This is a genomic window from Nitrospira sp. Nam80, from assembly GCF_965152575.1.
On record NZ_OZ224216.1, the window covers coordinates 355,777 to 376,255 of the forward strand.

22 protein-coding genes are annotated in these 20,479 nt (G+C 57.8%); 16 read left to right on the plus strand and 6 right to left on the minus strand.

The genetic code is table 11. From position 1 onward, the window contains the following. Window positions 1–111: 111 nt before the first annotated feature. From ACWGXE_RS01670 to ACWGXE_RS01710, 9 genes are all read left to right on the plus strand, one after another. The gene (locus tag ACWGXE_RS01670; RefSeq protein WP_447600798.1) at window positions 112–1,251 is read left to right on the plus strand and encodes a M48 family metallopeptidase; all 1,140 of its coding nucleotides are present in this window, start codon (window positions 112–114) and stop codon (window positions 1,249–1,251) included. A 290-nt stretch (window positions 1,252–1,541) separates the two neighbouring features. Then, window positions 1,542–1,727, plus strand: coding sequence for a metallophosphoesterase family protein (locus ACWGXE_RS01675; RefSeq protein ID WP_447600799.1), 186 nt, complete (start codon window positions 1,542–1,544; stop codon window positions 1,725–1,727). Continuing rightward, window positions 1,708–2,064: a metallophosphoesterase family protein gene (locus ACWGXE_RS01680; protein WP_447600801.1), complete on the plus strand. Its 357-nt coding sequence runs from the start codon at window positions 1,708–1,710 to the stop codon at window positions 2,062–2,064. Before ACWGXE_RS01675 ends, ACWGXE_RS01680 begins: the two co-directional genes overlap by 20 nt. 114 nt (window positions 2,065–2,178) lie before the next feature. Continuing rightward, a complete protein-coding gene (locus ACWGXE_RS01685) occupies window positions 2,179–2,688 on the plus strand; it encodes a DUF3015 domain-containing protein (protein ID WP_447600803.1) in 510 nt (169 codons plus the stop codon). Further along, window positions 2,639–4,654 (plus strand): Lnb N-terminal periplasmic domain-containing protein, encoded by a 2,016-nt coding sequence (locus ACWGXE_RS01690; RefSeq protein WP_447600805.1) that lies wholly within the window; start codon window positions 2,639–2,641, stop codon window positions 4,652–4,654. Before ACWGXE_RS01685 ends, ACWGXE_RS01690 begins: the two co-directional genes overlap by 50 nt. Before the next feature lie 742 nt (window positions 4,655–5,396). Continuing rightward, complete coding sequence (locus ACWGXE_RS01695; protein ID WP_447600807.1) at window positions 5,397–5,753, plus strand: TRL domain-containing protein; 357 nt, start codon at window positions 5,397–5,399, stop codon at window positions 5,751–5,753. Window positions 5,754–5,937: 184 nt separating this feature from the next. Continuing rightward, the gene (locus ACWGXE_RS01700; protein WP_447600808.1) at window positions 5,938–6,504 is read left to right on the plus strand and encodes an outer membrane beta-barrel protein; all 567 of its coding nucleotides are present in this window, start codon (window positions 5,938–5,940) and stop codon (window positions 6,502–6,504) included. 8 nt (window positions 6,505–6,512) lie between these two features. Further along, window positions 6,513–7,274, plus strand: a complete 762-nt coding sequence (locus ACWGXE_RS01705) for an alpha/beta hydrolase (protein ID WP_447600810.1) — start codon at window positions 6,513–6,515, stop codon at window positions 7,272–7,274. A 380-nt stretch (window positions 7,275–7,654) separates the two neighbouring features. Then, window positions 7,655–8,542, plus strand: coding sequence for an MlaA family lipoprotein (locus tag ACWGXE_RS01710; RefSeq protein ID WP_447600811.1), 888 nt, complete (start codon window positions 7,655–7,657; stop codon window positions 8,540–8,542). Between the two features lie 74 nt (window positions 8,543–8,616). Here the strand turns inward: ACWGXE_RS01710 and ACWGXE_RS01715 are convergent, their stop codons facing one another. The 3 genes from ACWGXE_RS01715 to tdh form a co-directional block, all read right to left on the minus strand. Then, on the minus strand, window positions 8,617–9,807 hold the full coding sequence (locus tag ACWGXE_RS01715; RefSeq protein WP_447600813.1) for a glycine C-acetyltransferase: 1,191 nt from the start codon (window positions 9,805–9,807) through the stop codon (window positions 8,617–8,619). Between the two features lie 64 nt (window positions 9,808–9,871). Next, window positions 9,872–10,447, minus strand: a complete 576-nt coding sequence (locus ACWGXE_RS01720) for a zinc-binding dehydrogenase (protein ID WP_447600815.1) — start codon at window positions 10,445–10,447, stop codon at window positions 9,872–9,874. A 95-nt stretch (window positions 10,448–10,542) separates the two neighbouring features. Beyond that, window positions 10,543–11,577 (minus strand): L-threonine 3-dehydrogenase, encoded by a 1,035-nt coding sequence (tdh, locus tag ACWGXE_RS01725; RefSeq protein WP_447600817.1) that lies wholly within the window; start codon window positions 11,575–11,577, stop codon window positions 10,543–10,545. A gap of 88 nt (window positions 11,578–11,665) precedes the next feature. On the opposite strand from tdh, the gene ACWGXE_RS01730 reads away from it, so the two are divergent. The 5 genes from ACWGXE_RS01730 to ACWGXE_RS01750 are packed head-to-tail and all read left to right on the plus strand — an operon-like array spanning window position 11,666 to window position 15,999. Then, entirely contained in the window at window positions 11,666–12,676 is a 1,011-nt protein-coding gene (locus tag ACWGXE_RS01730) for an energy transducer TonB family protein (protein ID WP_447600819.1), read from the plus strand. 51 nt (window positions 12,677–12,727) lie between these two features. After that, window positions 12,728–13,330 (plus strand): YceI family protein, encoded by a 603-nt coding sequence (locus ACWGXE_RS01735; protein ID WP_447600821.1) that lies wholly within the window; start codon window positions 12,728–12,730, stop codon window positions 13,328–13,330. A 17-nt stretch (window positions 13,331–13,347) separates the two neighbouring features. Continuing rightward, the gene (locus ACWGXE_RS01740) at window positions 13,348–14,349 is read left to right on the plus strand and encodes a zinc-dependent alcohol dehydrogenase family protein (RefSeq protein WP_447600823.1); all 1,002 of its coding nucleotides are present in this window, start codon (window positions 13,348–13,350) and stop codon (window positions 14,347–14,349) included. 57 nt (window positions 14,350–14,406) lie between these two features. Beyond that, window positions 14,407–15,000 carry a hypothetical protein gene (locus tag ACWGXE_RS01745; protein WP_447600825.1) on the plus strand — a complete coding sequence of 198 codons (594 nt, stop codon included), beginning with the start codon at window positions 14,407–14,409 and terminating at the stop codon, window positions 14,998–15,000. Window positions 15,001–15,054: 54 nt separating this feature from the next. Then, the gene (locus ACWGXE_RS01750) at window positions 15,055–15,999 is read left to right on the plus strand and encodes a formylglycine-generating enzyme family protein (protein WP_447603841.1); all 945 of its coding nucleotides are present in this window, start codon (window positions 15,055–15,057) and stop codon (window positions 15,997–15,999) included. A 51-nt stretch (window positions 16,000–16,050) separates the two neighbouring features. Here ACWGXE_RS01750 and ACWGXE_RS01755 read toward each other — a convergent pair whose 3' ends face one another. From ACWGXE_RS01755 to ACWGXE_RS01765, 3 genes are all read right to left on the minus strand, one after another. Continuing rightward, entirely contained in the window at window positions 16,051–16,917 is an 867-nt protein-coding gene (locus ACWGXE_RS01755; RefSeq protein ID WP_447600827.1) for a uroporphyrinogen-III synthase, read from the minus strand. Further along, window positions 16,914–17,090: a four helix bundle protein gene (locus ACWGXE_RS01760; RefSeq protein ID WP_447603843.1), complete on the minus strand. Its 177-nt coding sequence runs from the start codon at window positions 17,088–17,090 to the stop codon at window positions 16,914–16,916. The genes ACWGXE_RS01755 and ACWGXE_RS01760 overlap by 4 nt, the downstream gene beginning before the upstream one ends. Before the next feature lie 217 nt (window positions 17,091–17,307). After that, a complete protein-coding gene (locus tag ACWGXE_RS01765; RefSeq protein WP_447600829.1) occupies window positions 17,308–18,153 on the minus strand; it encodes a formylglycine-generating enzyme family protein in 846 nt (281 codons plus the stop codon). 67 nt (window positions 18,154–18,220) lie between these two features. Here ACWGXE_RS01765 and ACWGXE_RS01770 point away from each other — a divergent pair, with 67 nt between their 5' ends. Both ACWGXE_RS01770 and ACWGXE_RS01775 read left to right on the plus strand, forming a co-directional pair. Then, window positions 18,221–18,772, plus strand: a complete 552-nt coding sequence (locus ACWGXE_RS01770; protein WP_447600831.1) for a VOC family protein — start codon at window positions 18,221–18,223, stop codon at window positions 18,770–18,772. 45 nt (window positions 18,773–18,817) lie between these two features. Further along, on the plus strand, window positions 18,818–20,443 hold the full coding sequence (locus ACWGXE_RS01775) for an MBL fold metallo-hydrolase (RefSeq protein WP_447600832.1): 1,626 nt from the start codon (window positions 18,818–18,820) through the stop codon (window positions 20,441–20,443). Window positions 20,444–20,479: the final 36 nt, after the last annotated feature.

Consider the following 20,479-nt stretch of genomic DNA (forward strand, 5'->3'; position numbering starts at 1 on the left):
CTCAAGAAGGACATTGATCATTGCATCATTGATTCAGTGAGGCATTGAACCATTGAGCCATTTTAAATGGTGCAATCTTAAATGGATCACTGATGCAATGAGGCTGATTCAATGAGCCACTCTCCCAACGCGCTCTGCTTCGGTGACGGCTTACCTGCGACCGGCGCACCCTGTTGTGTCGCGGTGACGCCGGAAGGGTTGTCGGTTGCTTCCAACGGGACGCCGGATGCCTCGTTGCCCGGCGTCATTCCTTTTGCCGCCCTGTCGGTTTCCGCCGGAGGCTTCGACCATGATCAATTGGTCGTCACGTGGGAACCGCGGGACTCTATTCGGACCCTGTATTTGAAGTCGCCGGATCTCATCATTGCTTTTCGGCGCGCAGCCCCGCCGGAGTTGAACGTCCATCTCGATCGCGCGGCTGAACAAGTGCGGCGGGCGCGGCATACGCATCGCGGGCTGTGGACGGCCGTAGTCGTATCGTTTATCGGCCTGGCATTGTTCCTATGGTTCGGGACCGACTTCATGGTCGAGTGGGCGGTCAAGCGGGTTCCCGTGGAGTGGGAAGAGCAAGTCGGAGCCGCAGCCTATCGGCACATGCTGTCGGGGAAGCCGATCATAAAGGAGGGGCCGGCCGTCATGGCGGTTCAAGAGATCACAAGCCGACTCACCGCGCAGGCGCCGGACAGCCCCTATCGATTTCAGGTCTCGGTCGTCCGGAACGACGTGGTCAATGCCTTCGCCTTGCCCGGGGGGTACGTGGTCGTCTTTACGGGGCTGATTCAAAAGGCTGAAAGCGGCGAGGAAGTGGCCGGCGTCTTGGGTCATGAGATCAGCCACGTGCTCGAACGGCACGGTATGGAACGGGTCGTGAAGCAGTTGGGTCTTGCCGCGATAGTGACCATCATTCTTGGAGATCAGCAAGGTCTCATCGGTCTCGCGCAGCAAGTGGGGATGGAGTTGGTGACGTTGAGGTTCAGCCGGGAGCAGGAGACGGAAGCCGATCTGTCCGGGCTGACGCTTCTCCGCAAGGCCGGCATTGCACCGGACGGCATGATCCGATTTTTCGACCGGCTTTCCGAGCAGGACAAGAATCAAGTTGAGCTGTTTTCGACCCATCCGATGAGCGCGTCGCGGGCAAAGCGACTGCAGACGGAGACGGCGTCACTGCCTGGAGGCCCGCGCGAACCGTTTACGTTTGACTGGAACCAGGTTCAGCAATCGCTAGCCCGCGCTATTGATGGCGGTTCGTGACGAAATCGCGGAGTTGCGTCGCGAGGTCCACGGCGCGAAGACTAATGAGGTGCGCCACGCGACGAAGAACGAGCGCCACGTTTGTGCGCGCCAGGCGGCGGAGAGGTACTTGGCCATCGACTTCGCGTATAGGTGCGTCGCCCCAGCGCTTGCGAGGTCGAGCGCCATCTGATTGATCTCGGGCGAGAGTAGACACCTTAATTGGGTACTTTCTCAGTGACCGTTCGAGTCGGCGATTGCAGTAGAAGCGTTCATGAATAGCGCGGGCTTAGCCCGTGATAGGGCGGAAGGTGCGAACTAATCCGAGGCTTCTGGCCAGGATCGGCGTCATCTCGGATACGCACGGCGTGTTTGACGATGCCGTCACCGAGCACTTTGCCGGAGTGGATCGTATTCTGCACGCCGGTGACATCGGCCGTGTGGCGGTCATTGACCGGTTGAAAGGCCATCGCGCCCGTGACGGCCGTATCCGGTAATGTGGACGGATTTGAGGCGAGCGGCTTTCCGCGCGAGCTGATCATCACGGTCGAAGGACGCCGGATTGCCCTGTACCATCGGCTGTATGAAGGCGGAGCGATGACCCGGGAGGGCCGCGCGTTTCTGGAGCGTGCCGGCGCGGACCTCTGCGTATTCGGCCATACGCATCGGCCGGCGATGGAACGCTTGGGCGACATGCTGCTGTTCAATCCGGGATCCGCGGGCCCGAAGCGATTCAGCCTTCCTCGCGGCATCGGATTGCTCTTGGTCTATCCAGACGTCATCGAACCGATGCACATCATGCTTCCGGATCGAGCGCGCTCCTCACTTGAATAGAATGTGGGACATGTAGAAAATGTGGTTCTATATCGCCGGGGCAGTAGCTATAATCGGTCCGTCACCGGTGGCCGACTGGTGGGATGCCTTATTCTTCAACAAGGAGGAGGATTTATGCTTAGACGCATGATGGTGTTCATGGGCGTGATGGTGATCGCGGCTCCGGCCGGCTTGGCATTCGCGGCAAATCCCGATACCGGTCCGGGATGCGGCCTCGGCAAGCTCGCGTGGGCGGACTTCAAGAACCAGAAAAACATCGCGCCTCAAGTCATGATGGCCACGACGAACGGCACGTTCGGCAGCGGCACGTTCGGAATCAGCTCGGGCACGTCGGGCTGCACGAATGACGGACAAGTCTGGGCCGATCAGAAGGTTACAATGTTCGCCTTGTTGAATTTCGAGAACTTGACGCAGGAAATGGCGCAAGGCAAAGGTGAACATCTCGTGTCGCTTGCCACTTTGATGGGTGTGCCGGAAGACCAGCATGGCGAATTTCTCGCCATGGCCCAGGAGCGGTATACCTCACTGGTTCAGGCTGGAGAAAACTCCTCCGCCGCGCTTGTCAAATCCTTGAATGACGCCATCGCGAAAAATCCCGTCCTCGCCCAAGCTTCCTCCCGCTAAGGAGCATCGAGGGGGCTTCGGTCATCGGACCGAAGCCCCCCCGGTTGTCGTCTTTTTTTTAAGCCTGTGCCTGTTCGGACCGGTGGCGGATCTATTCACGCTTATTGCCGAGGCCGGCGAGGACATGGACAAGGGGACCCTTTCTCGTCTCATCGCCCGCGCGCATGAATTGAAACTGGCGGAGCAACGGGAATGGCATCTGCTGCTGCACTATCGGGAGAATCTGTTCGGCGGTTACACCAGCGAACAGGATGATCCCGGTTTTTTCATGGCGGCGGAGGGCAAAACCAATCCGGTCGCCGAACTCGATGCGACGCTCAAACAGTTCCTTTCCCCCGAACTCGTCGGACGATCCGGGCAGCCGGCGCAATGCGCCTTCATTGCGCGCTACCATTGGTTGAAGGAGCATCTGGCGTTCAGCGATGGCGACATCCCTCCCTTCCGCTGCGAGCGGTTCGAACGGTGGTTTGCCGAGTTCGATACCGAGGCGATTTCGCTCATTTTCCCGTCCGCCTTCATGAACAATCCGGCCTCCATGTTCGGCCATACGTTTCTCCGGCTCGACCAACGGGGACAGACCGAGCAGACCCGCATTCTGGCGTACACGATCAACTTTGCCGCCGACGTGCCGCCCGGCCGCAATCTTGACTACGCCGTCAAAGGCATCTTCGGCGGCTACCGCGGCTACTTCTCCACGATTCCTTATTACATCAAGGTGCTCGAATATCGGGACATCGAGAATCGGGACATCTGGGAATACCGGCTGAACTTTACGCAGGAGCAGATACGGCGTCTGCTGATGCATGCCTGGGAAATGGGCAATGCGTCGTTCGATTATTATTTCTTCAAAGAGAACTGTTCCTACCACCTCCTGGCGCTGTTGGAATATGCCGACCCCGACCTCCATTTGACCGATCAGTTCCTTTTCTGGACGGTGCCGGCCGATTCGGTTCGCCTGATTGCGGAGCAGCCCGGCCTGGTGCGGGACATCGCGTACCGCCCGTCCCGCAGTACCCTGATTCGCCGGAAGCGCGAGCATCTCTCCCCCGGTGAATTTGGGCTTGTCCGCCGTCTGGTGAACGATGTGTCGCAGGTCGCCACCGCCCCGGATTTGAAGGCTCTTCCGGTGAACCGCCAGGCCTTCGTTCTCGATGTGGTCTCAGATTATCTTCGGTACAAGAGCGAATCGGATAAATCCGAGCACTCGCCCTATCGTGATCAAAACAGGACCGTGTTGGCGGCGCGAAGCAGTCTCAGAGTGCCGTCGGAGGATGTTCCGATCGCCCCGTTCGCGCAGCGGCCGGAGATCGGCCACCGCACCTCGCGGGTCAGCATCGGGGGAGGCTGGCGCAACGACGATACGTTCGAGGAACTGACGGCCCGTGTCGGCTATCACGATCTATTGGATCCGGAGCCTGGCTTTACGCCGGGAGCGCAGATCGAAGTGGGATCGGTGACCTTGCGGCACTACAACCGCGCCGATCAGACCAGAGTGGAGCGGGCCACCGTGTTGAACATGGTTTCTCTGGTGCCGGCCGATTCGTTATTTCTTTCGCCGTCCTGGAAGGTGAACCTCGGGATGAATACGATCCGGTACGGCGGCTGCGATCTCTGCAGCAATTGGAATTTCAACGCCGGAGTCGGGGCGTCGACCGTGACGCATATCTTGCGGCGTGAGTGGTACTTTGCCTTCGCCGAGGCCGATGCCAACTACAGCGACGTGTTTCAAGACAAACACCGCATAGGCGGCGGCGGAACGATTGGGATGCTGGGCGATGTGACCGAACGCTGGCGCATGTTGGTCTCGGGGAGTTACCTGCGCTATGCGCTCGGTGAGAGATCCGATGATTTTCGGTGGACGGTGGGCCAACGCTATACGCTGGCCCAGAATTGGGCGCTACGGCTGGAATATAATCATCGCGCGCACGACAACGACGTACTGTTCACCGTGCAGGCGTTTTTTTGAAATAACTCAGTGGTGGGCTAGTGGGTACGCTACGCCTGATGTGTGGTTGCATCTACAGATGCATCAGCAACCCTGTACACCATCCTTTTGTGTCACAGCGAAGGATTCGACCTTCTGAGACTGATCATAAGTTGCCACCGCGATACAGCTAGCACGCTCCATGACAGTTAATTCCAATGGCCATAGAAGAACTTCTGCGAGGCATAGCGTGAAAACGTCTGCCGCGATATAAAGTATAACCCTTGCCTTAGATGCTTGATGAAAACCCGATTGGAATTCGAAGGTATCCTGTTTCTGCCCGGTTGAATCGGTATCGGAGAATTTTGGTGCACCAAGTCGTGTTATAATCTCTGTGCGCCGCGATCCCACTCCTATACCCGTAATATCTGCCGGTCCTGGTTGAGACGCGGCCTTATAGACGGAACACCCAATCTCCGTGAGGAATACGACTGCCAGGCCTAAGGCTATAACATGTGATTTCATGCGGCGGACCTCACTGTGTTAAGATTTCTTTAGTGCATGTTCTGCATGCGCCAAGACGTGACTTCTTACAAAGCTAGCAGACATTTTTAACTTGGCAAGCAGCGATGTATGCCTAGTGTTTATACGTCCCCTATTCGACGCCATGCCTCTCCGCTAGTCTTAAACATTGACAAGGCTTGAGCCCTTACCTATACTCCGCCGAACAGGTCTCGGTTAGTGAGGTAGTTTCCCCAATCAATTCTTTTTAGAAGGAGGATGTATGAAGCGAATGCTGGTGGGCAGGGTTCTGGCTTCACTCTCTGTTGTGGCGTTTGCGCTCTCGCTATATGGATGTAGCGGACTAGGCGGGTATTATCAGCCGTCAGGTCTCTACCCAGTCGGAGGTGTCTACACCGAGACAACTTCCGGTAGCTTGATCATGGACAACGGCGCAACTCCCACGAAGGAAGGCAAAGCGTGCGGGCAGTGGATTGTCGTGGTGGGCACCGGAGATACCAGCATCGAAACCGCGATGAAAAACGGCGGCGTGAAGAAGGTCATTTTCGTCACCCAAACAGTCAAGAGCATCCTTGGACCGATCTATGGCGAAGTTTGCACGGTTGTGAAAGGCAACTGAGTGTAGGAGTTTCGCCCAGGCTGCGGGACATGAACGGTTTGTTCATGTCCCGCAGTGGAAAGCCGCTCAGCATTCGAGTCACATCCTGGAGCATCCCGAAGAAATCCAGCCTCCTTCTCTCTCCGCTGTATTAGTCCTGTTATTTCTAAGTTGCCATCTGCCGTTTGCGCCGCTTCAAGCTGCATTGGCGGCCGAGCAAGAGGATGTCTACATAGGGCTGTATTTCTTGAGTGGCTTTCCGATCGATCGGGATGCAAGGATGAAAGGGAATGCAGTTTCCGACACCGCCATCGCAAATGGATTTGGAGCCGGCCTCAAGGTGGGACTTTTCCCCGATTTCACCAAACGAATGGTTGGAATCGAATTAGAATCCCTCGGACATAGCAGCGAGATCTCATTTCAGCAATCATCTCAGCTCGCAACATCGCACACGAATCTTTGGATATTCGGCACGATGATCAATCTGGTGTTCCGTGTGCCCTTCGAGACCTTCATTCCCTATGTCGGCATCGGAGGTGGTTTATCCCAAGGGGTTCTGTCTCATGCCGATATTCCAGGCCGTGATGACAGAGACTTTGAAACATCTCCGGCACTCGGACATCAATTTTTCGCCGGAGTCCAGGCCAATCTGAACCAACGAGTATTCTGCTTCGGAGAATATAAGTACGTTGCAGCGAATTACCATTGGCAGGAGCTTTCGCTCGATTTTCGCGCTCAGTATGCTGTGATAGGCTTGGGTGTCCGCTTCTAGTCCCTGATATGAGTCTATTGGACCAAATCTTTGTCTATCATCCCCATCCCTGGGAGGATCGCAACTGGGCTCGCGCGATCGGCCTTCCCCTGCAAGACGTCTGGTTCGAATCAACGGATGGGACCAAGTTGTTTGGATGGTATGTGGAAGCCTCCAGGGCGTCGTCCGTGCTTATCTGGTGTCACGGGAACGCCGGGAACATCATCAACAGGTTGGAAAATCTGCGCGAGTTATACCGGATCGGACTCTCGGTGTTTCTGTTCGACTACCGGGGGTACGGGCGGAGCGAGGGCCGGCCGAATGAAGAGGGGTTGTATGGCGATGCGATGGCGGCCTACGACTATGTCATCCGGCAACGAAGGGTCACCCCGGACCGTATCGTGATATTCGGGCGGTCATTGGGCGGCGCGGTGGCCGGAGAATTGGCCGCCCATCGGCCTGCGTCGAGCCTGATCCTCGAGTCGTGTTTTCCCTCCATTGAAGCCGTGGCGAAGTACTACTATCACGGCATACCCGTGCATTGGCTGTTGGGCGCGTCCTTCAGACTCGTGGATCGATTGCCGGCTCTCTCCTTGCCGAAATTGTTTGTTCATGGGGACCGGGACGGCATCATTCCGTTGTTCTTGGGTGAGGAGACGTTTCAAGCCTCAAAGCCTCCCAAGGAGTTCTATCTCGTCAAAGGGGCCGACCATAACGACGTACCCTTTGTCGGCGGCCGCGCCTACTATTCCAGGTTACGCGACTTTATTTCCGCTGCACGAAATCAATAGGCCCGCTTCACGGACTGGCAAATCGGTTGGATTTTTTCGCCTCTCATCATCCCTGTCTTGCTCCGGATCGCCTGCCATTTTAACAGTCCACATCGTGTCTCCCGCGGCTTATATTTCCGGAACCCTGTGCCGACTTCCTAAACGGAAAGTAGATGACTGTCTCTGCATCCATAAGTAAAATGCGGAGGAAAAGAAAACCGGAAGTGACGAGACCGGTCTCGTTTTGATATAAAGTGCGGCGATTCTTTCGCGCCACTAGAGGACTTGGGTTGGCGCATGAAGACCAACCGCGAGTGGGAGGGATTGTGCAGCCAAAGCCGTCGTGGTTTGTCAGGTTCTGTGCGTGTGTCTGGGCGGTTGCAGTTGTCGGTTGTTCAAGTATGGGTTCCTCGACCATGCCGGTCGAGACGGCAATCACCGGTTCGACATCCCCGATCTATGGGCCGGCAGACGTAGAATCTCCGCCATCATCTCCGATCCACCTTGTCGCCGACCGCTCCACATCTCAAGTCAAAGCGCCGCCAAAGCCGTCAGCCGAACCGGAGCCTTCGTCCGAGCCCGACGAGTTCTACGATCCGTTTGCCAAAGAAGACGAAGGGGGCGGCGAGGAGGAATACGATCCCTGGGAGCCGTTGAATACGAAGATCTTTGAGTTCAACAGGCAAATGGACAAATGGGTTCTGAAGCCGGTGGCGCAGGGGTATAACTTCGTGATGCCGGATCGGCTCCAGGTCGGACTCCATAACTTCTTTAATAACGTGCGATTCACGCCGCGATTTTTCAATAACGTCTTTCAGGGCAAATTTAAGGGAGCCGGCATCGAGGTCGGCCGGTTTCTTATTAATTCAACCATCGGGCTTGCCGGATTCATCGATGTGGCCGAACGCATGAACCTCACGACACCGGAGGAGGATACCGGACAGACCCTCGGCGCATATGGAATCGGGCCGGGACCGTACCTCGTCATACCGCTTCTTCCACCGTTCACGGTTCGTGATTTTATCGGATACCTTGGAGACATTGCCTTGAATCCGATCAACTGGCTGGTCTTTCCCATTATTGAAGTGGAGGGTATCCCGTCGGTGGTCTCCCACCCCAATAGGAACTTCACAACCTTCGCGCAGCTCACCTGGAGGGTCGCCGACATTGTCAACGAGCGGTCGTTGAATCTCGATAAGTTCCAGGGAATCGAAGAGGCGACGCTGGATCTCTACGCGGCGGTGCGGAACGCGTATCTATCGAACCGGCGAAAGCAGATACGGGAATAGATCATATAGATAATGAGGAATGAGAAATTAAAAATTAGGAATGGCGGAGGGGTGTGAGGCTTCAATTCTCATTCCTAGTTAATTATTTTCAACTCCCGCCCGACGTTCGCGAAAGCGGAAGCAGCCCGCTCGAGTTGCGGGCGGGTATGCGCGGCGGACATCTGGATTCGGATACGAGCTTTCCCTTTCGGCACAACCGGATAGCTGAATCCCACCACATAGATACCTTCTTCCAATAGTCGATCGGCCATTTTCGTCGCCAGGGAAGCATCGCCCAACATGACCGGAATAATCGGATGCGTGCTCGGCACGAGCGTAAATCCCAAGGAGCGAAGCCGGTCGCGGAAGAAAGCGGTATTGTCGTGCAGCGTGGCTCGCAACGCATCGCCGCGGACGACCAGATCAAGCGCCTTCATGGCGGCGGCCGCAATCATGGGAGGCAAGGAATTCGAAAACAGGTAGGGCCGGGAACGCTGCCGCAACAGCTCGATGATCGCGTTGTGCCCGGTCGTAAAGCCTCCGGTCGCGCCGCCCAACGCCTTTCCCAGTGTGCTGGTAATCAAATCGACTCGGTCCGCCACCCCGAAATGGTCCGGCGTGCCCCGTCCGCGCTTTCCCAGCACTCCGGTGGCATGACTATCATCTACGACCACCGCCGCGTCATATCGGTCAGCCAAATCCACGATCCGGTCCAACTGTGCCAGATCGCCGTCCATTGAGAACACCCCGTCGGTGACAATGAGCCGCAATCGGCTCGACATCCCTTCTTCCAGCCGCGCTTCCAAATCATCCATGTCGCTATGGGCGTAGCGCAGGCGCTTCGCCTTGCAGAGCCGGATGCCGTCGATCAAACTGGCATGATTGAGCGCATCGCTGATGACGGCATCGCGCTCGTCGAGCAGCGGCTCGAACAGCCCCGCGTTGGCGTCGAAGCAGGAGCTGTACAGGATCGTGTCGCCGGTGCCGAAAAATTCAGAGAGCGATCTCTCCAGGTCCTTATGAAGTTGCTGGGTGCCGCAAATGAATCGCACCGACGCCATGCCGTACCCGGAGTCTTCCAGCGCGCGGCCGGCCGCCTCCTTGACGTCCGAGTCATTCGCAAGCCCGAGATAGTTGTTGGCGCAGAGGTTAATGACGTCGCGGTCGCGTACCCGCACGTCCGAGCCTTGAGGGCCGAGGATGTGGCGCTCGCTCTTGTACAATCCGGCGGATCGAATGTCCGCCAGGACTTCATCGACCGCCTTTTTGAATGAGCGATAGGCCATGATACGGGTCAGGCGCGAGGCATCACACGAGGCATGAGGCGTCGGGTCCTCGATACATCGATCCTCACGGCAAGAGCACCACTTTGCCGCATTGACCCGTTTGGATCAACTCAAATCCTCGAGCGAAGTCCTTGAGAGCAAATGTGTGAGTTATGACGGGCCTGATGTCGAGACCGGCTTTGAACAGCCCGGCCAATCGATACCATGTGCTGAACAGGCGCCTTCCGGTAATGCCGTACACTCTGATGCCCTTGAAGATAATGTCGTTGGCCAGATCACAATGGACCGGGCCGGACGGAATGCCGAACAGGGTCACCCGCCCGCCGTTCTTGACCGACTGAAACGCCTGATGCAAGGCCGTAGGATGGCCGGACATCTCGAGCGAGGCGTCCACCCCTTCGCCGTCCGTGATGTCCCTGATGGCCGCGGTGATTCGATCGCTCCTGTCCGACCGGGCATGCAAGACATGGTCGACACCGAGCTGCGTGGCGATGGCCAGGCGATACTCGCTCGTGTCTGTGGCGATGATACGCGCCGCCCCCGCGATGCGTGCCACGGCGGCGGCAAAGAGACCGGTCGGCCCGCATCCCGTAATCAGCACCGTGTGGCCGGTAAGATCTAATGTCCGCCAGGACTTCATCGACCGCCTTTTTGAATGAGCGATAGGCCATGATACGGGTCAGGCGCGAGGCATCACACGAGGCATGAGGCGTCGGGTCCTCGATACATCGATCCTCACGGCAAGAGCACCACTTTGCCGCATTGACCCGTTTGGATCAACTCAAATCCTCGAGCGAAGTCCTTGAGAGCAAATGTGTGAGTTATGACGGGCCTGATGTCGAGACCGGCTTTGAACAGCCCGGCCAATCGATACCATGTGCTGAACAGGCGCCTTCCGGTAATGCCGTACACTCTGATGCCCTTGAAGATAATGTCGTTGGCCAGATCACAATGGACCGGGCCGGACGGAATGCCGAACAGGGTCACCCGCCCGCCGTTCTTGACCGACTGAAACGCCTGATGCAAGGCCGTAGGATGGCCGGACATCTCGAGCGAGGCGTCCACCCCTTCGCCGTCCGTGATGTCCCTGATGGCCGCGGTGATTCGATCGCTCCTGTCCGACCGGGCATGCAAGACATGGTCGACACCGAGCTGCGTGGCGATGGCCAGGCGATACTCGCTCGTGTCTGTGGCGATGATACGCGCCGCCCCCGCGATGCGTGCCACGGCGGCGGCAAAGAGACCGGTCGGCCCGCATCCCGTAATCAGCACCGTGTGGCCGGTAAGATCTTCCGCGAGCGCGGCATCCACCGCATTGCCGAGCGGTTCCTGAACCGAAGCCAGCTCCGGCGGAATCTCGGCCGCCGTTTTCCACAGCACGCTTTCCGGCAGGACGACATACTCGGCAAAGGATCCATCGCGATCCACGCCGAGAATGCGATAGTTTTTACACACATGCGCCTGTCCGGTCCGGCATTGAAAACAGACGCCGCACGTGAGGTGAGATTCGGCCGCAACATAGTCGCCCGTTTTGACGAGCGTGACATCGGAGCCGATCTCCACGACTTCTCCGCACATTTCGTGGCCGATGATACGCGGCGGCTGAATGCGGCTATGCGCCCATTCGTCCCAATTATAAATGTGGGCGTCGGTGCCGCATAATGACGTGGCTTTGACCCGGATCACGGCCTCGCATGGCCCGGGCCGCGGATCGGGTCGCTCGGTGTGGGTGAGACCGGGACCGGAGGATGTTTTTACCAATGCGCGCATGGGCCATTATAGCAAGATCGTTCCAATGTCATAGCCATATGGGAAAAAACGAGTTGAACTGCCTGAGGGCACTGGGTAGGATGCCTCCATGTTTCCGGGGCGGAATACGGGCCTGGCAACGCGGGCGATGTTCGTGTGTCTCGCCACGGCTGTTTTCTTGGGCTCCAGTCTTCCCCTCTCATCCGGCGCCGCCAAGCAGACTTCCACACCGCCGCCGAAGCGGTGGATGCAGTTCGAATTGATGGAATCCGAAGCAAGCGGAGTGGTTCGCGTCGATAAAGATCTGGTACTTTCCATTACCGTCGGCGGCATTACGACGTCGTCCGACTCGATCCTGGCCATCATCGAATCGGCCGCTTTTCAAAGCCAGACCGTATCCCTTAATCAGGACTCAGACCCGACGACGTATCAGGGAACGGCGATTCTCGAACCGAATTTCGCCAACAAGAGCCTGACCACCGTACACCCCAAGGCGACCCGCATCCGTGTCACGCTGGCCCGCACGAAATCGACCGGCGTCGAAGAGTTCATGAAGCGCGATGTGTACATCACATTGGGTGAGCCGGCACAGGACGATGGAGACGGCGAGGACGATCCGGCGCCGCCCGTCGCGTCTGAGCCGAATGAGCAACAAGAGGGCTCGTCCTCGTCCAAACCGCCGGAGACAGGCCTGGTGTTCAACGTCACGATTGCGGAAGAGGATTTATTGCCGCTTCCCGAACCGGCCGAAGCGGAAGCCTATTGGAAGCAGGTGAGCGGTCTCATCAGTCGAAATTGGAGCCGCCAAGTGCGGCAGATCCGCCGGGCCCCCAGTGGAGAGACCGTGCGTGTCCGCTTCAAGCTCTACGGCAGCGGCGTGGCCCAGTTGATCCAAGTCGAGAAGGGATCCGGCGCGCGGGACATCAACGAAGCGGGCATTCAAAGCATCATCCATGCCCAGCCGTTTCCGCCCCTGCCGGCCGATATGAGCGGCGAACTCGTGGATGTGCATGTCCGCATGCGCACGGGAGTACGCATCGCGCCGGAAGATGTCCAGACGACGGTCGAAAGGAAACCGGCGAAGAAGCCGCCTGCCCCGAAAACTCAGGCGCAGCAATGATCGATCCCGCCCGGTCCCGCGCTTCGTAAATCCACCATAGAGGAGGACCTAATGAAGAAAGCTCTGTCCCTGTTCACGCTATTGTGCGCGGGCGCCTTCGGCTGGGTCGGTCTGACCCAAGCGGAAATGGCGCGGTATGATGTGGATCCGGAACATTCGACGATTGAATTTCGAGTGGCGCACATGGTCATTTCCAAAACCACCGGCCATTTCAAAGACTACACCGGGTTCATCGAGATGGACCCCGACGCGCAGAAAGTTCAGACGATAGAGGCGACCGTCAAGACCGCATCAGTGAATACCAATCATGAAAAGCGCGACACGCATCTGCGTTCGGCGGATTTCTTCGACGTGGAGAAGTATCCGACCATGACGTACAAACTCAAGCAATACCAAAAGAACGGGGATCACTATAGCGCCACCGGTGACCTCACTCTGCGCGGTGTCACCAAAGAGATCACTCTAACAGGCAACTTCAACGGCGTGACAAAAGATCCCTGGGGCAATGTCCGGGCCGGGTTCAATGCCGAAGGCAAAGTGAATCGCAAGGATTTCGGCATGGTGTGGAACAAGGCGCTGGACAGCGGAGGATTGGTGGTCGGCGACGACGTCTTCATCAAATTGGACATTGAGTGCATCAAGGCCAAGCAATAATCGAGGAATGATGTGCCATGCGGGCGATGGTGCTGGCGCATCCGGCGGCGGTCACGACCAATCCGTTGGTTCTTCAGGAGGTCACTCCGCCTGAACCGGGTCCGGGTCAGGTCAGGGTCCGTATCCATGTGTGCGGCGTGTGCCGGACGGACCTTCATGTCGTCGAAGGCGAGCTGCCTCACGTCCCGCCGAACATCATCCCTGGGCATGAGGTGGTCGGCATCGTCGAGCGGTTGGGCCGGGACGTGAGGGATCTGAAGGAAGGCGATCGGGTCGGCATTGCCTGGTTGCAGGCGACCTGCGGCCGATGCGAGTTTTGTCTGAACGGCCGGGAGAACCTGTGCCTGAGCGCGACCTTCACCGGATACCAGGTCAACGGCGGCTATGCGGACTATGCGGTCGTGGCGGCTCGTTACGCGTATCCACTGCCGCCTCGGTTCACGGACGAGGAAGCGGCACCGCTGCTGTGTGCCGGCATCATCGGGTATCGCGCCTTGCGGCTCAGCGGTATCAAGCCGGGCCAGCGCCTCGGCCTCTATGGGTTCGGCGCGAGCGCGCATATCGCGATTCAGATTGCGCGTGCGTGGGGTTGTTCGGTGTATGTTTGTTCGCTCAAGGAAGAGCATCGGACGCTGGCCCATGAATTGGGCGCGGTGTGGGTCGGCGGCTCGATGGACCAGCCGCCGGACAAATTGCACGGAGCGATCATCTTTGCACCGGCCGGCGAGATCGTGCCCACGGCTCTGCGCGCGCTGGACCGAGGCGGAACGCTCGCCCTGGCCGGGATTCATATGAGCCCTATTCCGGTCTTGGACTATGACCGGGACATATTCGGCGAACGGGTCATGCGAAGCGTGACCGCCAACACGAAACAGGATGGAGTGGACCTTTTGCGCGAAGCCGCCGCCATTCCCATCCACACGCATACCAGGCGGTTTGGGCTCGCGGATGGCAATCTTGCCTTGCAGGCATTGAAGGCCGGAACCATTCGTGGGGCGGCCGTTTTGACCATGGAGTGAATGGGCATTCCGTGACGCCTGGAAAGTGACCGCCTCGGCTATGTTAGGATAGCCATCATGCGATCTCCGCTTATTCTTGGGTTGACATTCTGCCTCTTTCTCGCATATCCCGTTTCCGGCCAGGCGCTTGAATTTACCGCGGATCAAATCACCAAGGCGGATGGCCGAACGCAAAAGGCTCACATTTATTACCGCGACAACATGTGGCGGATCGAGCACCACAACATGGGGCCGGTCAATGTGACGATCGTCCGGAAGGACAAACACCTGGTGTGGCTGTTGTTGTCCAGGATGAGACACTTCAAAACCGTGCCCTACGGGCCGGATCATGATCTTCAAGTATACGAGCGGTTGGATGGCGAGGTGTCGCGCGAAGAAATCGGAAAGGAAATACGGGAGGGCCACCCGACGGTCCTCTATGAGGTCACCGCGAAGCATGGAGAACGGACGGACGTGTACTATCAATGGGTGGCCATGGACATTCATTTCCCCATGAAATTGGCGCGCAAAGACGGAAGTTGGATCATCGAGTATCAGCATGTGAAGATGCGACCGCTTTCGGATTATCTCTTTCAGCTGCCGGTCAATTTTCAACCGCTCGAGGAGTTCGACCGGCCTTCCGACACAACACAATCGCCGGAGCCGTCGTGAAGGCATCGGCCGGTACGCCACCGTTACAGAGGAGGACATGAAGCCGTGCAAGTGATGAGAAGACTGTCGCCTGTTTTGATGTCCGGGCTGGGAATCGTGACCGTGTGGGGGGCCGTGTTCGCGTTGGACGTCAGCGACGTCACCAGGGAATGGACCCCGGAAGGGAAGAAGATTGCGGCGGAACGGGTCAAGCACCGGCCCTATGACGAGATGGTCCGGATCCCCGCCGGCGAATTTCTCATGGGCAGCAATAAGAAGGTCGATCGGAACGCCTATCCGGCCGAAATGCCGCAACGGAAGGTTTATCTGGATGCGTATGAGATCGACAAGTACGAAGTCACTACGGTGCAATTTCTCAAATTTGTCCTGGCTACGAATCGTGATCCGCTCATTGACTGGCAGTATGACGGCGGCAATTTTCAGGAAGAGATGGCGAGCCATCCGGTCATGCATGTGTCCTGGTTCGATGCGGATGCCTATTGCAAGTGGGCGGGCAAGCGGCTTCCGACGGAAGCGGAATGGGAAAAGGCGGCGCGGGGTGAAGACGGACGTGTTTATCCCTGGGGAAACCAGATGGCGGGCTTGTCACGGTCGAACTTCGGGCGTACGGGGTTGTCCGGTCCGGTGCGGGATCGCCCAGAGCGTCTCCTGCTGTACCCGCCGATTATTTCCGTGGATAAGTACGACAATGGCGTGAGCCCGTATGGAGTGTTTCAGATGTCCGGCAATGTGTCGGAATGGGTGGCTGATTGGTACGACCCGAAGTACTACGCGACCGCCCCGGAGAAGAACCCGAAAGGTCCGGAGACGGGCACACAGCGCGCCTTCCGCGGCGGTGGATGGATCGACAGTACGCCGACTGTTCGGGCGGCGCAGCGCAACGGCACCGACCCGGTCACGAAGATGAACTGGATGGGATTTCGGTGCGCCCGGGATGTAAAAGACGGGGGAGCGGAGCCGAAGCCCGACGAGCCAAGCAAGCAAACAAGCTTGCGGTAAAGATCCTTAGACCTACGCTTCGCTCAGTGCTTCGGCTCGACCGCGCTCAGCCTATGTCTTTGTTCGTTTGCGTTCGAGAATTGCTGCGGCCTGCTCGCTGGCTTCTTTGACCAGGATACCCATTTTAGGATGGGTCGGTTCCAAATCGACCGGAAGATCGTACTCGCGCAAGCGCTCGCTTGCGGTTGGACCGATTGATGCAACCACCATCCGGCCGCAGGCCTTCTTGAACTCTTCTCTCTTTCTATCTTGTTCCACCAACTGCATCACATGATCGATTTGAGCCGCATTCGTCACCAGCATCACATCCACCTGGCCTCGAAGGATCGAATCGATGAGCTGTTTGAGCGGAGCCGTGTCTTCCGGAAGAGCCCATTTATAGACAGGCACGGCGAAGACGTCCGCGCCGCGTTCCCGCAGCGCGTCGAGCAACTCTCGGTTTGACACGCCGTACTCTTGCACCGCTACACGGAGCCCTCTTACCGGTCGATAGGCATCCAACGTCGCGATCAAATCATGCCAGGTATTCGGCTCCGGGACTGTGAGGGTGGGCGAGAGCCCGAAGGCTTTCAGCGCTGCGACCGGCTTGGGCCCGCGCGCGATCAGCGCGGTATGGCGCAAGGCTTCGATAATATCGGGAAGAGCATGGCGCGTCTGCACAATTTCAAACAGGGTTTTGGCGCCGACCCCGGTGAGAAGGATCAGAATGTCGATCCGGTCCGTAAGCAGCCGCGCGCCGAAACGCAGGGCGGCGGAATTATCCTCGAGTGGAATCTCCCGGAGGGCCGGCGCGACGAGCGGGTTCCCGCCATAGCGACGAATCAGGCTTTCCATCTCGTTGGCCATGCGGCTCTCAAAGGCGGCGACGGCGAGACCTTGTAGGTTGGATTTGGTGGTTTGGTGATTTGGCGAAGTCATGATACTTGACGAGTTTTGGCGGTCTTGCGGGCCGTTGAGAATATTGCCAGAATCTCCCTCGCTTCTTTCATGATGTCCTTAATTTCTGCAGGTACGATTCCGGCTTCTTCAAGGAGTTCACACCAAAATAACGTCTCGTCTGCTTCTTCAACAACGATTCCAAGCTTCGCAATAAACTCGGCTCTGCATCGTCCTCGACAGGCTGCTCGTTAATTGCAGCAACAGCGGTTGCTGCTCGAAGCAACTGATCGCCAAGAATCTTTGCCTCCCTTCCATTCGTGAGCCGCTGGCCTAGTTCTTATTATGAGGAGCGCGAACCGTTTAGTTCACCGTCTCAGATCCTCCGCTCGAATGCTCTGCATACTTTACCAAGTCAGAAATCACCAAGTCTTACTTTGTCGCGCCGTCCGCGGCGCACCGGAATCCTGTTGACTCGTTTCTCTCCGTCGGGTCGCTCTCGACACGGGTGAAGATGCGGACCAGCGGTGTTTCCACCTGCCAGCCCGAACTCCGCAGCACTCGGCCTTTGCCGGTTTCCGGACCTTTCGGATTCTTCGCCGGGCTTTTTTCATAATAGTGAGCGTCATACCAATCATTGACCCATTCCCAAACATTCCCGGCCATATCATACACCCCATAGGGACTCTTGCCCGCTTCATAGCTACCGACGGGCATCAATGTCTTTTCTCCGATCCACCGTTGATTGTAGTTGAGATGTTTCGATGTCGGCTCGACATTTCCCCAGGGAAAACGCCAATCGTGGTTGCCTTTGGCGGCTTTTTCCCATTCGGCTTCGGTCGGGAGCCGGCGGCCGGCCCATTTGCAATAGGCGTCGGCATCTCCCCAATCGACATTGACTACCGGCCGATCGGTCAGCGATTCCGGTATAGCGGTTCCCTCCCACAGATTGCGAGTGGGATTCCTAGGATTCTGGGGCACCCGGTGATCGGTGGCCTTCACGAACGCCAGATACCGGCCGTTCGTTACCTCATATTTATCCATATAGAAGGCATCGACAAATACTTCATGGCGGGGATATTCATCCCGACCGCCGTCACGGTCGCCCGGCGGCACGCCCATCGGAAAAGAACCGGCCGGAATCAGAACCATCGAGGCGCCGTCCTTGCCTGTAATCTCCGCCGGCGCCGCTTTCGATTCTTCTGCATCAGAAAAGCCGGGGCTCATAATCATCAACAAACCGGTCAGCGCAACCGCGGCACGGCTTCGAAAAACCATAAAACATGACTCCTTCGTTAAGTAGACTGGAAAAGCAGATCGTACCACAGGCCCTCGGCCAAGTAACATGCCGAGATTCCGCGATTGGAGTCTGAAGAAGGAAAGCCTGCCGGCCGAGGAAAATCACTTTGGCGGCTGGCAGGTGTTTTCAACATCCTGCTACTATACGAGCGCTGCCATGGCGACACCGGCTCATCGTGGGTTACGACATCTGGCGCTTCGCGTGATCGACTTGAATCGGTCTCGTTTGTTCTATGAACGGTTCCTCGGGATGAAAGTAGTGTGGGAACCGGATCCCGAGAATGTGTATCTCAGTTCGGGCGCCGACAACTTAGCGCTTCATCAGATTCCGGCCTCCCAGCGCGATCGTTATCAGGCGGGCAGCGGGCAATTTTTGGATCACTTCGGCGTAATCGTGGAGAGCCGGGAGATTGTGGACGAGATGTTCGCCGACGTCGAGCGTGAAGGCGTTCGATACGGAGCCGTGATTGCCAAGCCTCCCAAACTGCACCGGGACGGCAGTTATTCATTTTATTTCACAGATCCGGACGGCAATGTGATCCAGGCCTTGTACGAACCGGACATCAGCCGTCTCGAATGGGTCAGGCGTCAAACGTGAGCGGTGAATGACGGGCTAACTCCGGACGCCTTCCTCCGAACGATTATGAGTATCTGGGACAAACTTTCTCGCGACCAGTATGTGGGGCTTGCACCCTGGGTTTGGGTGCAGCTGGAAAGCAATCAGCCCCCGGGGCCTTTTCCGTTCATCGGGGGGATCGCTCCGGAGGTCGTCGCCGCTCTGCAGGAGACACACGGTCTCTTGTTGAGTTGCGTGGAGACGGCGATCAGCGATGTGTTCGCGCGGCGGGCGCAACTCGATGATCCGCACACGAGGGAGCATCTGGAAGACGCCTATGCCGAATTGGTCAATTCCCGGCCGCATCTCGCCGCGCACATCCGGTGCGGTCGCAAGCCCGACGGCACGTTTCAGTGGGAATTCCCCCACGATCTCACCAAGTCGTCCGCCGTCGTCAATACCGGCCTACGAATCTTCCATGCGGTGAAGCGGCAAGCGATTCCGGTGGCGTTTGACCGCCCAATGGGTCCGGTCGTCGGAAAATTTTTAGGGATGCTGACAGGAACGCATCGAGCCGGTGAGCTGCGCACGGTCGTGTCCTCGGCCGGCCGTGAAGGGGAGCGGCTGCTGAGCCGCCTCATGGAGTTGTTCGTTCAATATGATTGTTTCATGGTGTCGGACCAGGCCGGCATCCGGGACCGCTGGCTGGAACTGACTAAGGATCGGGATACGATTCATCTCGGCCATGCCGCGGTCATGTATCGCCACAAGGAATCATTTTTTCTTTTCGACCCCTGGTTGCTGCCTTGGTTTGCCGAGTCGAACGTGCCCTCTCTCTGGGTGTCCCAATTGCCGAAGCCGGCCGGTATTTTTCTGACCCACGACCACGACGACCATGTCGATCCGCGCACCTTGCTCCATATGCCGAAGGATGTGCCGGTGACTATTCCGAGCCGGCGGAACCGCAAACGGCTCTTCTATGATTATGTGCCGTTGCTGAAAGAGTTGGGATTCTCGCGCATCATCGAATTAGCCCATGGGGAGGCCTGGCCTTTCGAGGGTGGGGCGGTCGTTTCCGTCCCGTTTTTTGGAGAAGACCCCTGTGATCTCGAAATGCCCCGTAACTGTTACCTGATTGCCGATCGGGGGCGCAATGTGCTCGTCCATGCCGACAGCGGCCCGACAAATAGCGGGCGCTCGGCCCTCAAAGATGGGGTGATCCAGCGATTGGTCCAAGAATTCGGCCCTATTCCATTGGTCTTGGCTTCGCAACAGCAGCTCTTGGAGGTCCGCACTTATGCCGCGCATGCCGCTCTGTCTCATCCCGGGCAATGGCTCGAAGTCGGCGAGAACGGCTATCTGACCAACGGATACCTGGCCGAACTATGCGCGACGGCGCAGGCGCAACTCTTCGTGTCGTATGCGACGGGAGGCGCCGATTGGTATCCGGATCATCTCTCCTTTATGTTCAGCCGGCGCAATCCGGCCCGAACGGCTCTCCTGACCGCCCATTGGGAACCGCCCGAAAAATTGAAAGAGCTTCTCGCTCCGCGAGGTTGCGGCTATCATTACACGCATGCTCTGGATCTCTTTCGGTTTTCCGACGGCGGTCAGGCCCAAGTGAGTTCGCTGGCCGACTCTCTCGCGCCGCTTTCTCTCTACCGTCTCGACCACGGAGATCCCCCGTTCCTCACGCAGGGCGGGCGCGCTTAACCGGATGTTCGTGAGGTCCGCCGGCTTCGTTCTTGC

What these genes read in the sequence shown, in the direction of transcription:
- ACWGXE_RS01685 (WP_447600803.1), top strand. Translation starts at nt 2,179, where the DNA reads ATGCTTAGACGCATGATGGTGTTCATGGGCGTGATGGTGATCGCGGCT.
- ACWGXE_RS01765 (WP_447600829.1), bottom strand. Translation starts at nt 18,153, where the DNA reads ATGGTTTTTCGAAGCCGTGCCGCGGTTGCGCTGACCGGTTTGTTGATG.
- ACWGXE_RS01745 (WP_447600825.1), top strand. Translation starts at nt 14,407, where the DNA reads ATGCGATCTCCGCTTATTCTTGGGTTGACATTCTGCCTCTTTCTCGCA.
- ACWGXE_RS01770 (WP_447600831.1), top strand. Translation starts at nt 18,221, where the DNA reads ATGCCGAGATTCCGCGATTGGAGTCTGAAGAAGGAAAGCCTGCCGGCC.
- ACWGXE_RS01670 (WP_447600798.1), top strand. Translation starts at nt 112, where the DNA reads ATGAGCCACTCTCCCAACGCGCTCTGCTTCGGTGACGGCTTACCTGCG.
- ACWGXE_RS01730 (WP_447600819.1), top strand. Translation starts at nt 11,666, where the DNA reads ATGTTTCCGGGGCGGAATACGGGCCTGGCAACGCGGGCGATGTTCGTG.
- ACWGXE_RS01690 (WP_447600805.1), top strand. Translation starts at nt 2,639, where the DNA reads ATGACGCCATCGCGAAAAATCCCGTCCTCGCCCAAGCTTCCTCCCGCT.
- ACWGXE_RS01740 (WP_447600823.1), top strand. Translation starts at nt 13,348, where the DNA reads ATGCGGGCGATGGTGCTGGCGCATCCGGCGGCGGTCACGACCAATCCG.
- ACWGXE_RS01720 (WP_447600815.1), bottom strand. Translation starts at nt 10,447, where the DNA reads ATGAAGTCCTGGCGGACATTAGATCTTACCGGCCACACGGTGCTGATT.
- ACWGXE_RS01715 (WP_447600813.1), bottom strand. Translation starts at nt 9,807, where the DNA reads ATGGCCTATCGCTCATTCAAAAAGGCGGTCGATGAAGTCCTGGCGGAC.
- ACWGXE_RS01695 (WP_447600807.1), top strand. Translation starts at nt 5,397, where the DNA reads ATGAAGCGAATGCTGGTGGGCAGGGTTCTGGCTTCACTCTCTGTTGTG.
- ACWGXE_RS01775 (WP_447600832.1), top strand. Translation starts at nt 18,818, where the DNA reads ATGAGTATCTGGGACAAACTTTCTCGCGACCAGTATGTGGGGCTTGCA.
- ACWGXE_RS01735 (WP_447600821.1), top strand. Translation starts at nt 12,728, where the DNA reads ATGAAGAAAGCTCTGTCCCTGTTCACGCTATTGTGCGCGGGCGCCTTC.
- ACWGXE_RS01705 (WP_447600810.1), top strand. Translation starts at nt 6,513, where the DNA reads ATGAGTCTATTGGACCAAATCTTTGTCTATCATCCCCATCCCTGGGAG.
- ACWGXE_RS01755 (WP_447600827.1), bottom strand. Translation starts at nt 16,917, where the DNA reads ATGACTTCGCCAAATCACCAAACCACCAAATCCAACCTACAAGGTCTC.
- tdh (WP_447600817.1), bottom strand. Translation starts at nt 11,577, where the DNA reads ATGCGCGCATTGGTAAAAACATCCTCCGGTCCCGGTCTCACCCACACC.
- ACWGXE_RS01710 (WP_447600811.1), top strand. Translation starts at nt 7,655, where the DNA reads ATGGGTTCCTCGACCATGCCGGTCGAGACGGCAATCACCGGTTCGACA.
- ACWGXE_RS01750 (WP_447603841.1), top strand. Translation starts at nt 15,055, where the DNA reads ATGAGAAGACTGTCGCCTGTTTTGATGTCCGGGCTGGGAATCGTGACC.